This window comes from Anaerotignum sp., from assembly GCF_017483025.1.
In the GTDB taxonomy this organism is placed as follows: domain Bacteria; phylum Bacillota; class Clostridia; order Lachnospirales; family Anaerotignaceae; genus Anaerotignum_A.
The window spans coordinates 96,137-111,287 of sequence record NZ_JAFUMA010000066.1; the positions used below are offsets into that span (position 1 = coordinate 96,137).

A 15,151-nucleotide genomic window follows, 5' to 3' on the forward strand; every position below is an offset into this window, starting at 1 on the left:
CGCACAAAAAACTCCTGCCTCATCTGGAAGCAGGAGCTTTTTATCAATCATCCTTAAACAAATCTTTCATTTTTTCCGTAAAGGATTTCTTTTCTTTTTCTTCTTTTACAGATTCGGGTTCCACTGTAGCTGTAGGTGTATCACCATAGAACTGGCGCAGCAGATCTTTCTGTCTTTCGCTCATATCTGTAGGGATCTTCACCTTCAGTGTCACAATCTGGTTACCTCTTACCTTAGGATTTCTCAGGTTGGGCACACCCACACCACGCAGTGTCACCACTGTATCTGGCTGTGTACCGGGCTTGATGGTATATTTCTGTTCACCGTCAATGGTTTTGATGATGATATCGCCGCCCAGGGCTGCCTGTACGAATGTGATAGGCACATCGCAATAGATATCGAAGCCTTTACGGATAAATACGCGATTCGGCTGCACATATACCGTTACCAGCAGATCGCCGTAGCCACCGCCGTTTTCGCCGATTTCGCCTTTGCCTGCCAGACGGATGGTCTGACCGTTATCGATACCCTTAGGTACATTAACTTCATATTTCTTTGTTTTGCGTACTTTACCAGTACCACGGCAGGTATTGCAGGGATCTTTGATAATCTTACCTGTACCGCCGCATTTGGAGCAGGTTCTTACGGATGTTACAGCACCAAACATGGACTGCTGCATCACTCTTTCCTGACCAGTACCGTTACAGGTAGGGCAGCTTTCCGCATGGGTACCTTCCTTGGTGCCTGTGCCATGGCAGGTATCACACTGGTCATAAATCGCTACAGATATTTCTTTCTTACAGCCGAAAACAGCTTCTTCGAAGGTCAGCTGGATGCTTACGTTTACGTCTTTGCCTCGTCTGGGGCCGTTTCTTCTTGCGCTGCCGCCGCCAAAACCGCCGCCGAAGCCAAACATGCTGCCGAAGATATCGCCCAGGTCGCCCATATCGAAGCCCTGACCATAGAAGCCGCCGCCTCCGCCCATGCCGCCCTGTTCAAAGGCTGCATGACCAAACTGGTCATACTGGGCACGTTTCTGGCTGTCGCTCAGTACCTCGTATGCTTCGTTGACTTCCTTGAATTTTTCTTCTGCTTCTTTATCCCCGGGATTCTGGTCAGGATGGTATTTTACCGCCATTTTACGGTAGGCCTTTTTCAGCTCCGCTTCTGTGGCATCCTTCTTTACGCCCAGTACCTCATAATAATCTCTTTTATTTGCCAACTTTCTCACCACCTTGCCGGGGTCTTCCCCTATTTCTTAACGAGAAAGCGGGCGGGTACGTTCCCGCCCTCTCTTATCTCGGACTGATATTCTCGATTAGATTTCTTTGCCGTCGCCGTCAACTACATCGGGGCCTGCACCGTTTGCATCTGCGCCGCCCTGTGCAGCCTGTGCCTGCTGATACAGTTTTTCAGACAGTTTGTAGAATTCCTGTTTCAGGGATTCTGTTGCAGCTTTTACATTTTCTGTATCTGCTTCTGTCATTGTTTCAGGTGTCAGGTCTTTTACAGCGTCTTTCAGTTTGCTCAGTTCAGCTTCAACTGTGGATTTGTCTGTGCCATCCAGTTTATCGCCCAGTTCTTCCATTGTTTTTTCTGTCTGGAAGATCAGAGAGTCAGCTTCATTTTTTGCATCAATAGCTTCTTTTCTCTTTCTGTCAGCTTCTGCGAACTGTTCCGCTTCTTTTACAGCTCTGTCGATTTCTTCATCGCTCAGGTTAGAACCAGCTGTGATTGTGATCTTCTGTTCTTTGCCTGTGCCCAGGTCTTTTGCGGATACGTTTACGATACCGTTTGCGTCGATGTCGAATGTTACTTCGATCTGAGGAACGCCTCTTCTTGCAGGAGCGATACCATCCAGTTTAAACTGACCCAGAGTTTTGTTATCTCTAGCCAGAGGTCTTTCACCCTGTACAACGTGGATATCTACTGCTGTCTGGTTGTCTTCTGCTGTGGAGAAGATCTGTTTTTTGTTTGTAGGGATTGTTGTGTTTCTGTCAATCAGTTTTGTTGCAACACCACCCAGAGTTTCGATACCCAGAGACAGAGGTGTTACGTCCAGCAGCAGGATGGAGCCTGCGCCTTCGTCGCCAGCCATCTTACCGCCCTGGATTGCAGCACCTACTGCTACGCATTCGTCGGGGTTGATGCCTTTGAATGGTTCTTTGCCTGTGTATTTCTTAACTGCATCCTGAACAGCGGGGATTCTTGTGGAACCACCAACCAGCAGAACTTTGTCGATTTCGCCTGTGGACAGGCCAGCATCGCTCAGAGCCTGTTTTACAGGGCCCATTGTAGCGTCTACCAGGTCGTGTGTCAGTTCGTCGAATTTTGCTCTTGTCAGTGTTACATCCAGATGTTTGGGGCCATCCTGGTTCATTGTGATGAAAGGCAGGTTGATGTTTGTGGATGTTACTGTGGACAGTTCTTTTTTCGCTTTTTCAGCAGCTTCTTTCAGTCTCTGCATAGCCATTTTGTCTTTGGACAGGTCCATGCCTTCTGCTTTCTTGAATTCATCTACCAGGAAGTTGATGACTCTCTGGTCGAAGTCGTCGCCGCCCAGATGTGTATTACCATTTGTTGCCAGAACTTCGATAACGCCATCGCCGATTTCGATGATGGAAACGTCGAATGTACCGCCGCCCAGGTCGTATACCATGATCTTCTGTTCGTTTTCGTTGTCCAGGCCGTAAGCCAGAGCTGCGGATGTGGGTTCATTGATGATACGTTTTACATCCAGACCAGCGATCTTACCAGCGTCTTTTGTAGCCTGTCTCTGAGAGTCGTTGAAGTAAGCAGGAACTGTGATAACTGCTTCTGTTACTGTTTCGCCCAGGTAAGCTTCTGCGTCTGCTTTCAGTTTCTGCAGGATCATAGCAGAGATTTCCTGAGGAGAGTAGCCTTTGCCTTCGATGTTTACTTTATAGTTTTCACCCATGTGGCTCTTGATGGAGCTGATTGTGTTGTCGGGGTTTGTGATCGCCTGACGTTTTGCTGTTTCACCGATCAGTCTTTCGCCGTTTTTTGCGAAACCAACAACGGAAGGAGTTGTTCTTGCGCCGTCACTGTTTACGATAACAACAGGCTGGCCGCCTTCCATAACTGCTACACAAGAGTTAGTTGTACCCAAGTCAATACCAATAATTTTTCCCATGATAAATTCCTCCTAAAGAATATACAATGTTAATTTTCCAGTTGCCTAAAATCAGTTTGCCACTTTAACCATACTGTGGCGGATCACTTTATCTTTATACTTATAACCTTTCAGCATTTCCAGAACCACTTCGTTTTCGCCGTAGTTTTCATCGTCTTCATGGGCCACTGCCGCGTGCAGGTTAGGGTCAAATTTTTCGCCCAGTGCCTTGATTTCTTCCACGCCAATGCCACGCAAAACTTCCTGGAACTGCGTCAAGGTCATTTTTACGCCTTTGAAGAACGCATCGTTTTCGTCAACTTTGCCTTCCTGTACGGCAACGGCTCTTTCCAGATTGTCGATAACGTTCAGCAGTTTTTCCACTGTGCTTCTCACGCCATCGTCATACATGCCGGCTTTTTCCTTTACCGTACGTTTGCGGAAGTTGTCGAATTCCGCCAGTGTTCTCTGATATTTATCCAGATTGTCCGCAGCCTGCTGTTCCAGTTTAGCGATCTTTTCCGCTGTTTCATCCACAACTTCCGCTTCTTCCAGCACCTCTGCTGCTTCCACAGTTTCTGCTGCTTCTTCTACTGTTTCCACAGTTTCTTCCACAACAGCTTCCTGTGTTTCCAGATTTTCATCCTTTTTCATTTCTTCCACGTTGTTCCCTCATTTCTAGGTATTTTTGTTATTCCCATCGGATAGGTTCCGTAATACATTTTCAATATTTTGCACCATTCCATTCAGAACGGAAATGACCTGTGAATAATCCATTCGGGTGGGGCCCACGATACCGATGGTACCTCTGGTATTATCCCCCATCTTATACGTTGCCGTGATGACACTGCAGTCCTTCATGCCCTGCACACTGTTTTCACTGCCGATCAGAATCTGGATGTCATTCCCTTTGCTTTCTTCCAGCAATGTTACCAGCTGATCCTTTTCTTCCAGTGTCTGGAACAAGGATTTCGCTTTCTGGATATCAGAAAATTCAGGGAAAGCCAGCATATTTCTGGCACCGCTCATGTGTACCTGAACCTTTTCTGCCGCCCGCATCGTGATTTCGATGGCCTTCAGGATGGGCTGCAGCAGTTCCTGATATTCCTGCAGTTCTGCCTGTATCTTGCTGATGACTACGCCGTCGATCTCATTCAGTGCGCATCCCTGCAACACTCTGTTCAGGCAGATGCCCATGTAAAAGATCTTTTCTTCGGAAGGCACACTGTCCATTTTGATGACATGGTTCTTGATGAAATTATCACCCGTTGCAATGACCAGCAACAAGGATGTGCTGTCCAAAGGCAGCAAACGGATCTGTTTGATCCTTGTTCTCTGTCCCACAGGTTCAGAAACGAATGTTGTATAATTCGTCAGAAGAGACAATGCCTTCGCCGTTTCTTCCATCAGATAGTCTATCTGGCTGATATCTCTGGAAATCACACTTTGCAGATATTTCTGTTCTTCCTGGCTCAGCTCCTTCTGCTGCATCAGATGGTCAACATAAAGTCTGTAACCCATATCGGAAGGGATACGACCGCTGGATGCGTGGGGCTGTAAGATAAGGCCCATTTCCTCCAGGTCGCTCATTTCATTTCTGATGGTCGCAGAACTGATACCTAAGTTATATTTCTTGGCAATGGTTCTGGAACCGACGGGTTCCGCCGTTTCAATATAGTCATTGATGATGGCCTGCAAAATTTGTATTTTTCTGTCGTTTAAAGCCATACCGTCGCCTCCTTTTCCATTTTATTAGCACTCACTCAATTCGAGTGCTAACTTACGTATATAAAGATAGCACTAGCCACCAAGGATGTCAAGTGCTAAATCTAAAAAAAGTCTCAATTTTATGGTATTTTAAGAAATTATTCACGATTTGTTTACAAGAGGAACTTTTCAAAAGCCACATTGCTCACATCGATGCCCCGTCTCGTCAGGCGGATGCCTTCTGCATTCTCTTCCAGCAATCCTTCCTGTTTCAATTCCTTCATCTGCCCGCCGTAAACTTCCTGCATTTCCTTCCCAAAACGTTCACGGAATCTTGCAAAGGAAACGCCTTCTGTCAAACGCAGCCCAAGAAACATAAATTCCGCCAAAGCGTCTTCTTCTGTAATGATTTCGATATCTTCTTTTAATAAGGAAACATCTCCATTGGCAGCGATATATTCCTGCAGATCATAAATATTATGGAAGCGCTCCCCTTCCATATAGGAGTGGGAACCCAGCCCCATGCCCAGATATTCCTCCGCCTGCCAGTAGATACGATTGTGGCGGCTCTGTTTGCCTTTCTTCGCAAAATTGGAAATTTCGTACTGCTCGTAGCCTTTTTCCGCCAGATAATCCACCGCCCAGTGATACATTTTCCTGTCCAGTTCTTCCGATGCAGGCTCCAGCTGGCCTTTTTCATATCTTTCAAAAAAAGGCGTCCCTTCTTCAATAATCAAACTATAAGCAGAAATATGTTCAGGCTCTAAAGCAGTGATATTTTTCACTGTTTCCTGCCAGTCCGCCATGGTCTGATTTGGCAAAGCAAACATCAGATCCACGTTTACATTTTCAAAGCCTGCTTCTCTAACTGCTTTGTAATTCTCCAAAAATCCCTCAATGGTATGGATACGCCCCAAGTCCTTCAACAGCCTGTTCTGCCATGCCTGCACACCCATGCTCAGGCGATTGAAGCCCATTTTCTTCAGGGCAGTTGCCATTTCTCTATCCAACGTGCCGGGATTGGCTTCCGTTGTGATCTCCGCATCCTCTGCGATGTCCCAGCTTGCAAACACAGCCTGCATCAGCTGCTCCAGCAGGGGAATCTCCAGCGTGGTAGGCGTACCGCCGCCAAAGAATACGGAAACGACTTTTTTATTGGGATATTCTTTTCCTCTGGCTTTGATTTCTGCCGTCAGGGCATCCACATAGGCCTGCATCAGGCTTTCTTTCCCTGCCCAGGAAGGGAAATCGCAGTAAAGGCATTTCTGCCTGCAAAAGGGGATATGTATATATAAACCAACCGTATTCATATTATTTCAGCTCCTCGATCATTCTTGTCAGATTCTGGTGGAACTGGCAAATATGAGAACCATCAATAAACATATGATTCACTTCCACAGAGGGAAATCAATTTTTTCATAGATCCACCTTTAAACTCAAATCTTTTCCCTAAATAGTACCATGGAAAAAGGGCTTTTTCAACGCCTGCCAAAAATGAAAAAAATATTAAAAATTCGCCGTTCCTTGAAAAACCGTAAAAATAATGTTAGAATATTTTGTTGTACTAAACTAAAAAAGAGGCTTGATATAAATGGAAAAAATAAAAGAGTTCCGATCTAAAATAGAAACGTATCTCCAAAACAACAAGGCAGCCACCATTTTCATGTGGGCTTTGGTGTTGCTCTATCCCATATTTCTGACACTGACCAGCAACTACCTTTCCTTCCTTTCCGGGGAAGCACCCATGGAGCTGATGAATGCTCTGCTGACGCAGAATTTCGGCGCATTCCTGCTGGGTATGGTCATCGTTTATCTTTTCTTCGGCGTTTTCATCTGCCTTTGCAAGCGCATCCCTTTGGCAGCCTTCCTCACAGGCCTGTTTTTCACCATCATGCCCATCGTGGATCTGTTCAAAACCCACATCTTGAAAGAACACTTTCTCCCCTGGGATCTGCTGCTGGCGAAAAATGCGGACAGTTTTACCACCTTCCTGACCTCTCTGGAAGTGCCTGACGCTATGTGGGCCATCATCGCCTGCACCGTGGTTTATCTGATTATTCTGTTCCTGCTGCGCCCCACGCTGCCCCTGGAATGGAAAAAACGTATTTTTGGCGCGCCCATCCTGCTGGCCTGCCTATATCTCTTCACCATGAACAGCTCTGTTCGTGAATGCTACAATGCCTTTGGGCTTTCCCCCAAAGCACCTAACGACCAGACGACAAACTACGCAGAAAACGGCTTCATCACTGCTTTTGTGCTGAATTTTTCTTCCCTGAACATGGGCGATCCCGCTAATTACAGCGAAAGCTATCTGGCAAAAGCCTTCGAGCAATATCAGCCCTCCGAAACCTCCGGAGCAGATTTCCAGAACCCCGATGTCATCGTCATCCTGTCTGAATCCTTCTGGGACCCTACCACCCTCAACGGCGTGACCTATTCTGAAGATCCTCTGAAAAACTACAGACGCATCGCAGAAAACCATCCCAGCGGCAATATGGTCTCCTGCACCTTCGGCGGCGGCACGGTACGTCCCGAATTTGAAATCCTGACAGGCATGACCACAAGCATGCTGCCCTCCGGCAACGTGCCTTATCAGCAGTATGTTTTCGACGATATCTTTTCCTATGCCCGCCATTTCAAAAACCAGGGCTATGATACCATCGGTATCCATACCTACCAGAAGGAATTTTACGAACGTGACCGGGCCTATCCTCTGCTGGGCTTCGATACCATCCTGGGGGAATATGACCTCCACGCGGAACACCATTGGAACAGCGGCCCCTATATCACCGATGAGACCATGACAGAAGAGATCATCTATCAGCTGGAACAGCCCCATGAAACAGGCATCTTCATTCAGGCTATCACCATGGAAAACCACGGCCTATATTATGATAAATATGACCCTTCCGACTGGGATATCAAGGCCTATTCTGATCTTCTTTCCGAAGAAGATACCAATATCCTGCAGAATTACTGCAAGGGCGTATCCGATTCCGATGCACAGCTGGGCAGACTGTATGATTATGTGATGAATCGGGAGAAACCCACCGTCGTTCTCTGGTATGGCGACCATCTGCCTACCCTGGGCAACGACTTCCAGGTCTACAACTCCGTGGGCAATATCGCCTCCACCACCTCCTCCGACTGGACAACGGAAGAGAAATACAAAATGTTCTCCACTCCCTATGTCATCTTCAGCAACTATGACACAGGCCACGAATATCGTGCCGAAGGGGAACCCGTATCTCCTTATCTGCTGACAGCTCTCATGTGCGATTACATCGGCGCACCGGAAACCGTACGAACCAATTTCCTGCTGGATCTGTATAGCGTCTGCCCCGTCATCAGCCCCTATTATGAACTGTACACAGAAGGCAGCGATGCAGCCACAAGAAATAAATACATCAAGCTCCACGAGCTTCTGACCTATGATGATCTGATGGGCGAACAATATTTGACAAAGGAATTTCTTCCTCAGGACTAAACGCAAAAAAGACGAGGTTTCTGACCTCGTCTTTCTTTTTTATTAAATTTTCTTTCGGAACAACCCATGCTCACTGCAGCAAAGATAAATTTCCCCTCTGCGCTGGCGGGGCAAACGCACCTCACCGGACTGCTCAGGATAGAGCCGTACCACTGTGGCTCTGTCCCAAGAGACTAGGGCCGCAAAGGTGATATAATGTTCCTTCGTCATTTCATGGTCGAAGGTGATAAAATATTCGTTATCGATCTCTTCGATCTTGATATCGTGCATTTCGTCTGTTTCCTGCGCTTTCATAGGTGTCAGCTTTCTGCCGCAGCAGGAGATTTCGCCGCCCCCTGTGCTCCAGAAAAGATTCCCGCAATGCTCGCAGCGGATAAATTTCATTCGTTTCATATTCCCCGTTTCCACTCCTTTTTCGTGCAACTGTCCTTCCAGTATCTTTTCGATATCCACACCGTATAAGGCAGAAATACCCTTCAGCATGGAAACATCAGGCAGGCCTGCGCCCCGCTCCCATTTGGAGACAGTGCGATCGCTGATCTGCAGCACCTCTGCCACCTGCTTCTGGGTCATGCCCCGTTCCTTCCGCAGTCGGCTCAGTAATTCTCCTGTTTTCATCATATCCACGGCTCTCGCCTCCTTCTTCTTTATCATAATCGTTTCTTTTCCGAATAACAACAAACGCACCGTAGAGTTTTCTTCAATAGAAAAAGCCGTCCTGATGGACGGCTGTATTTTTTCACTTACGCGCGGGGATGCGCTTTTGCATATACATTTTTCAATTTCTGATTCGTCAGCTTTGTGTAAATCTGTGTGGTAGAAATATCAGAATGACCCAGCATTTCCTGCACAGAACGCAGATCCGCTCCATTTTCGATCAGATGTGCCGCAAAGGAATGGCGCAGCATATGCGGGGTGATGTCTTCCTCAATACCAGCTTTTTTCGCATAGGACTTGATGATCTTCCAGAAGCCCTGACGGGTCATGGGCCTGCCGTTGCAGTTCACAAACAGTGCATCCTCTTCCGGCCTAGAAATCATATTTTCGCGCACCTTTTCCATATATCTGCGCAAAGAGAACTTTGCCTGAGCGCCGATGGGAATGATACGGCTTTTGGCATCGCTGCCGCAATGGATATATTCCAGGGAAAGGTTGATATCCTCCACCTTCAGGGAAATCAGCTCTGTCACACGGATGCCTGTAGCATACAAAAGTTCCAGCATGGCCTTATCTCGGATCTCTTTGTCCTCGTCACCATTAGGCTGTTCCAGCAGCAGCTCCACTTTATCCAAAGATAAAATTTCGGGAACCTTCTTTTCCACCTTAGGCATCTCCAAGTCCGCCGCAGGGTTTTCTGTTACATAGCCTTTGCGCTGCAGATACTGATAAAAAGAACGAATGGACGCAATATTTCTGGACACAGTTGCCCCTGCCTTATGCTGCTTCTGCAGTTCATAGACATAAGCCATCACGTTCGTACGATTCACCTTTGCAGCATCCAGGACGCCGGATTCCTTCATAAATCGGCAAAAGCCCCGCAAATCTCTGCCATAGGAGAGCACGGTATTTTCTGATGATTTTTTTTCTTCCCGTAAATATTCGGTAAAATCAACAATGCGCTGTTCCATTCAAACAATCCCCTTCGTTCATAGTATCTTAAATTATACTGAGTTTTTCAGGGATTGTCGATATATTTTGTTGAAAAAATGTAAATTTTGTGAACTTTTTGTGAACAATTGACCCAAAATCAATAAAAATTCCGTAAAAAATGGGCTCACCCTCCATTTTCACGAAACTTTTATGCCAGCAGAATGGCCCGTTCCACCCCCGCAGCAGCCGCCAGCAGCACGATGGATACGCCGAACAAAATACAGTATTCCATCTGTTTACGCCGTCGTTCCCGCTTCAGGGCGCGCTTTGGGCCTTCCTCCTGCCAGGAAAGCAGATAATAAATGGATGCCGACATAATAATAATATAAGCCGGAATCAACAGCAGATTCTGAGGCAGAAAGGTTGCCGCGGAAAAGAGAATACCCTTTGCGCCATAGGTGGCCATCATCATAGCAGAAGTGAACCCCACGGCAACGCTGCGGAAGAGAAACGCCGCTCCCGCAAAGAAAAGCCCCAGCTGCATCCAGCCTCCCAGCCAGATAATGATGTCATACTTCAGATATTTCCAGAAGATAGAAAGGAAAGAGGCTTCCGATGTTTCCTCCAGGGCAATCTGCAGGAAAACAGACAACTCCCCCTGCTGCCCCGCAGGCAAAAGATTTGCCGCCAATGCGCCCCCGGCTGTGCCCAATAAAAAAGATAGACAAACGATGCCGATAATCTTCTGCACCTGTTTGTCTATCCCTCGTTTTTTCTTTTTCATAGCCATCCCCCCTGGTATAGGGTATGGCTCGTCTGGCTCGATTATGCTTATTTTCTCGTCATCCAGGCAAAAATCGCCGCAATGGTCTTTCCATCTTTGATCTCACCTTTGTAGATCATATCTACCGCCTCATCCAGCGTATATTTTTCGATCTCCAAAAATTCATCGGCATCCAGCTTCTGCTGCCCTTCTGTCAGGTCTGTGGCAATAAACAGCGTGATTTTTTCTGTGCAGTAGCCCACGGTGGGATACATCTCGCAGAGGAATTCCAACGTTTCTGCCTTTTTGCCCGTTTCCTCCTCCAGCTCACGCAGCACGCCTGCTTCAGCGTCTTCCCCTTCTTCCAGCACGCCGGCAGGGATCTCCAGCAGCATTTCCTTGAAGGCATGGCGATACTGACGGACAAAGATCAGGCTGCCGTCATTATCCACAGCCAGAACCGCCGCCGCATTTTTGCCGCGAACGACAGTCTCTCTGTAGGCTTCGCTACCATCAGGCATACGCAGCTTGTCCACTGTAATGGTCACGATCTTTCCTTTATGGGTCACATTGCTTTCCAATACTTCGTAGCTCATATTTTCTCTCCTTATTTAAAGGAAAAGGCGCTCTGTAGGTTGGCTCTCAGCCAACCATCGACAGCGCCTCTCCCGATGGCTTTTGCCATGTTTTCGCTTATTTCAGCTCTTTTACCATCGCTTCGATACGATCCATGCCTTCTTTGATCAGTTCCATGCTTGTTGCATAGGACAAACGGATATAATCGGGCATGCCGAAATCTGCACAGGGCACCACTGCCACATATTTCTTTTCCAGCAGGATAGACGCAAAATCTGCCGCCGTTTTGATTTCCTGTCCATCGTAGGATTTCCCATATGTGCCGGAAACATCCGCAAATAAATAGAATGCACCCTGAGGCTTCAGAGCAGAGATGAGAGGAATGCCCTCTTCTCTTTCATAGATATAGTCTCTGCGTTTTTTGAATTCTACGCACATTTCCGCTACACAATCCTGAGGGCCATTCAGGGCTGTAATGGTAGCCACCTGAGCGATGGTGTTAGGATTGGATGCCATATGGGACTGCAAGGATGCCATCAGCTTTGCGATGGGCAGAGGTGCAGCCGCATAGCCGATTCTCCAGCCTGTCATGGCATAGCTCTTGGAAACGCCGTTGATGACGATGGTTCTATCATAAATTTCCTTGCTCAGAGAAGCGATGCTGATATGTTCCTTGCCTTCATCGTAGATCAGTTTTTCATAAATTTCATCGGCGATCACCAGGATATCGTGGCTGATGGCAAATTCTGCAACCATTTCCAGATCCGCTTTACTCATGACCTGACCTGTAGGGTTGGAGGGTGTTGTCAGCACGACAGCCTTTGTTTTTTCTGTATATGCGTTTTCCAGTTCTTCCTTTGTCATCATGAACTGGTTTTCTTTCTTTGTATAGATGATCACAGGCACACCGCCGGCAATACGAACCATTTCGGAATAGCTCAGCCAGAAAGGCGCAGGGATGATGACTTCATCGCCTTCATTCAAGATCGCCATGAATGTGTTGATCAGGGAATGTTTTGCGCCATTGCTGATGACCACCTGGGCAGGTTCATACTCCAGGCCATTGTCTCTTTTCAGTTTATCGCAGACAGCCTTGCGCAGCTCGGGCATACCTGCTGCAGGTGTATAGCGTGTCTGTCCATTATGAATAGCATCGATACCGGCCTGGCTGATGTGGGCAGGTGTATTGAAGTCGGGTTCCCCTGCGCCAAAGGAAACGACATCCAGCCCTGCGGCCTTCATTTCAGCCGCTCTGGAAGAAATTGCCATTGTGGTAGATGCTTTGATACTCATTGCTTTTTTAGATAATTCCATTTTCTTCACCTCGTAAATATATTTTTATTTTTATCTTTTGTAAGATTTATTTTTTCAGGAAAATTTTTACGCCGAAAATACCCATAGCCGCCAGGCAGACACCCATGAATTTCATATACATGATGGGTCTTACCTCTTCGCTGAAGGTAATGCCTACCTCGTCGCCGAAATGAACGGTCGTATCATAGGCGATGACACCGTCGCTGACCATATATGTCATTTCATCTACGCCAAGTACGCCATTGACACCGGCATAAAATTCGATCTCTTTATATTTATCGAAAAACATGCTGCGTCCATAGGTGCCGCAGGCTCTTTCGCCATCCTCTGTCTGCATGGCAAAGGTGATGCTGTTGCCATATTCCGCGCTGGCGATCTCTTCCTCCCCATGGCCGACGATCTTCTGCTCCTCCGCTCTGGCACAGAATACGCTTTCCAGTTCATCATAGGTATAGGGATGCCTGCCGAAGCCATTGAACAGGAAAAAACCCGCCAAGGCCACAACGACCATAACGATCACGCCTTTGATAATGATTTGTTTTCCGCTCTTTTCCATCTCATATTTCCTTTCCGAAGATCCTGCGTAAAAATCGCGAATTTTTCTCCTATAATTTATTATTTTATAATGACATGACAAGAATTACAACGAAAAATCGCAATTTTTTGTATAAAAAAAGAACAGAATGTCTTACAACAGCTTCTGTTCTCTTTTTCTCTTATTTCCCTTTGAACCTGGGCTTGCGCTTCTGCAGAAATGCTGTGACAGCTTCCGTATGGTCTTCTGTTTTTGCAGATTTCACAAAAAGCTCTGCTTCCAGTCGGCAATAGGCTTCGTAATCCCGATAAAACGTATCCCAGTAGATCTTCTTCTGCATGGCAATGGCCGCCAGAGGCCTGTTTTTCAACTTTTCCGCAAAGTTCAACGCTTCTGTCATCAGTTCTTCTTCCCCGACCACCTTTGTCGCCAGGCCAAGGCGCAAGGCTTCTTCCCCCTTGATGGGTTCGCTGAGGGCCATCATCTCGATGGTCTTTGCCAGCCCAACCAGATGATACAGATGATAGATTGCCCCTGTATCGCCGCAAAGAGCAACATTGGAAAAGGCCGTCATCAGGGTGCTTTTTGCCGTCATGATACGGAAATCGCAGGCCAGCGTCAGGGCACAGCCAGCCCCAGCCGCAACACCATTGATGACTGCCACCACGGGCTTTTTACATTTGCGCACAGATGCAGACATCTCCCCTGAAAGGATCGAAACATCATAACTCAGGAAACCGGGGTTGGCCATCTGCTGGATATCTCCGCCGACAGAAAAATTTCTGCCGCTGCCTGTCAGCAAGATGACCTGCACGTTTTCATCCCCTTCGCACAGATAGATGGCTTCTGCCACCTCCTTGAAAAATTCCCCGTCAAAGGAATTACCCGCCCCAGGGCGGTTCAGTGTCACCGTAGCAATATGATTTTCGATATTGATCAAAACGCTGTCGAATGTTTTCATCTTTCCCCTCCGTTCTCAATTTGCGCTTTTTTTTAATATTCAACGAATTTAGACAAAATTCCTTCCTTTTTTACCATTTCCAAAGAAAAAAGGCGCATTACTGCGCCTCGTTTCATTCAGCTTATCTTTTTCGGTCTTTCCTTTCCCTGGATGCGAAAATATTCCGAAAGGGCAGCGATAAACTGTCCGTTGGTAGGCTTTTCCGCAGGCAGATAGCCTGCCACTTCGAAATAGACCTGGGGGCCATTCTTTTTCCATGCGCTTTCAATGGCATGGCGGATGGCGCGCTCCACCTTGCTGGCAGTCGTTTTATACATCCGCGCAATGTCCGGATACAGCCCCTTGGTAATGCCCACCAGCACATCCTGATCTTCCACTGCCATCAACACCGCCTTGCGAATGTAATGATAGCCCTTGATGCTGGCGGAAATTCCCATACGGCTCAGCAGTACGGAGATCTCCCCTTCCAGATTGCGGAAGGGGTCTTCCTCCGCCTCCTGTACCACTTCTTTTTTCTTCTCCTGGACAGCGCAGCCATTTTCCTGCTCCAGCAGCTGATGGATGCGTTCCATCAAGAGTTCCCCCTGAATGGGCTTCGCCATGTAATAATCTGCCCCTAGTGTGATGGCACGGCGCACCAGTTTATCGCTGTCAATGGCAGAAATCAGGATGCAGATACAACCAATGCCTTCCTTCTTCAGGTTTTCCAATACCCAGAAGCCATCCCGTTCTCCCAGGAGGACATCCATCAGAAGCACATCTGGTTTGGTCTGCCTCACCATTTCCAGCAGCGCAGGGCCGCTGTCTGTCATACCCAGAACTGCCATATCCCCTTTTCGTTCCAGGCACCGCTTCAGCCGCTGCAGATAAAATCCGTCCCGATCCGCCAGTATCACTTTGTTTTTTTCTTTTCCTTTCATAAAAGGACACCCCATTTCTTATACACTCTTTCTGTTTTCCGACAGAAAAAGCGGCTTCCCTTCCGCCTTCTGTCGATTTCATTATAAGGGCTGTCAAAAAATTCTGCCATACGACGGGAACCAAATGCGCTTTTATGAGCGCAAATACCTGAAAAAGGTCTTTTT

At 47.3% G+C, this 15,151-nt stretch carries 14 protein-coding genes; 1 reads left to right on the plus strand and 13 read right to left on the minus strand.

The window, feature by feature from the left end; all coding sequences use genetic code 11:
- Window positions 1-43: 43 nt before the first annotated feature.
- The 5 genes from dnaJ to hemW all read right to left on the minus strand — a co-directional run bounded on the left by dnaJ (window position 44) and on the right by hemW (window position 6,150).
- Window positions 44-1,222: a molecular chaperone DnaJ gene (dnaJ, locus tag IJ369_RS05955; RefSeq protein WP_290717191.1), complete on the minus strand. Its 1,179-nt coding sequence runs from the start codon at window positions 1,220-1,222 to the stop codon at window positions 44-46.
- A 96-nt stretch (window positions 1,223-1,318) separates the two neighbouring features.
- Window positions 1,319-3,154, minus strand: coding sequence for a molecular chaperone DnaK (gene dnaK / locus IJ369_RS05960; protein ID WP_290717193.1), 1,836 nt, complete (start codon window positions 3,152-3,154; stop codon window positions 1,319-1,321).
- Between the two features lie 51 nt (window positions 3,155-3,205).
- Window positions 3,206-3,787: a nucleotide exchange factor GrpE gene (gene grpE, locus IJ369_RS05965; RefSeq protein ID WP_290717270.1), complete on the minus strand. Its 582-nt coding sequence runs from the start codon at window positions 3,785-3,787 to the stop codon at window positions 3,206-3,208.
- Window positions 3,788-3,811: 24 nt separating this feature from the next.
- Window positions 3,812-4,861, minus strand: coding sequence for a heat-inducible transcriptional repressor HrcA (gene hrcA / locus IJ369_RS05970; protein ID WP_290717194.1), 1,050 nt, complete (start codon window positions 4,859-4,861; stop codon window positions 3,812-3,814).
- A 152-nt stretch (window positions 4,862-5,013) separates the two neighbouring features.
- Entirely contained in the window at window positions 5,014-6,150 is a 1,137-nt protein-coding gene (gene hemW / locus IJ369_RS05975; protein WP_290717195.1) for a radical SAM family heme chaperone HemW, read from the minus strand.
- Between the two features lie 281 nt (window positions 6,151-6,431).
- On the opposite strand from hemW, the gene IJ369_RS05980 reads away from it, so the two are divergent.
- Entirely contained in the window at window positions 6,432-8,327 is a 1,896-nt protein-coding gene (locus IJ369_RS05980; RefSeq protein WP_290717196.1) for an LTA synthase family protein, read from the plus strand.
- Window positions 8,328-8,369: 42 nt separating this feature from the next.
- On the opposite strand, the gene IJ369_RS05985 is transcribed toward IJ369_RS05980, so the two are convergent.
- The 8 genes from IJ369_RS05985 to spo0A form a co-directional block, all read right to left on the minus strand.
- Window positions 8,370-8,948: a helix-turn-helix domain-containing protein gene (locus IJ369_RS05985; RefSeq protein ID WP_330612950.1), complete on the minus strand. Its 579-nt coding sequence runs from the start codon at window positions 8,946-8,948 to the stop codon at window positions 8,370-8,372.
- A 122-nt stretch (window positions 8,949-9,070) separates the two neighbouring features.
- Entirely contained in the window at window positions 9,071-9,955 is an 885-nt protein-coding gene (gene xerD / locus IJ369_RS05990; RefSeq protein WP_290717200.1) for a site-specific tyrosine recombinase XerD, read from the minus strand.
- 170 nt (window positions 9,956-10,125) lie between these two features.
- Window positions 10,126-10,701 (minus strand): stage II sporulation protein M, encoded by a 576-nt coding sequence (locus IJ369_RS05995; RefSeq protein ID WP_290717202.1) that lies wholly within the window; start codon window positions 10,699-10,701, stop codon window positions 10,126-10,128.
- A 47-nt stretch (window positions 10,702-10,748) separates the two neighbouring features.
- A complete protein-coding gene (locus tag IJ369_RS06000) occupies window positions 10,749-11,276 on the minus strand; it encodes an NUDIX hydrolase (RefSeq protein ID WP_290717204.1) in 528 nt (175 codons plus the stop codon).
- A gap of 97 nt (window positions 11,277-11,373) precedes the next feature.
- Complete coding sequence (locus IJ369_RS06005) at window positions 11,374-12,570, minus strand: pyridoxal phosphate-dependent aminotransferase (protein ID WP_290717205.1); 1,197 nt, start codon at window positions 12,568-12,570, stop codon at window positions 11,374-11,376.
- A gap of 46 nt (window positions 12,571-12,616) precedes the next feature.
- Complete coding sequence (locus IJ369_RS06010; protein ID WP_290717207.1) at window positions 12,617-13,126, minus strand: hypothetical protein; 510 nt, start codon at window positions 13,124-13,126, stop codon at window positions 12,617-12,619.
- 160 nt (window positions 13,127-13,286) lie between these two features.
- A complete protein-coding gene (locus tag IJ369_RS06015) occupies window positions 13,287-14,066 on the minus strand; it encodes an enoyl-CoA hydratase/isomerase family protein (RefSeq protein ID WP_290717209.1) in 780 nt (259 codons plus the stop codon).
- Between the two features lie 116 nt (window positions 14,067-14,182).
- Window positions 14,183-14,986, minus strand: a complete 804-nt coding sequence (gene spo0A, locus IJ369_RS06020) for a sporulation transcription factor Spo0A (protein WP_290717211.1) — start codon at window positions 14,984-14,986, stop codon at window positions 14,183-14,185.
- Window positions 14,987-15,151: the final 165 nt, after the last annotated feature.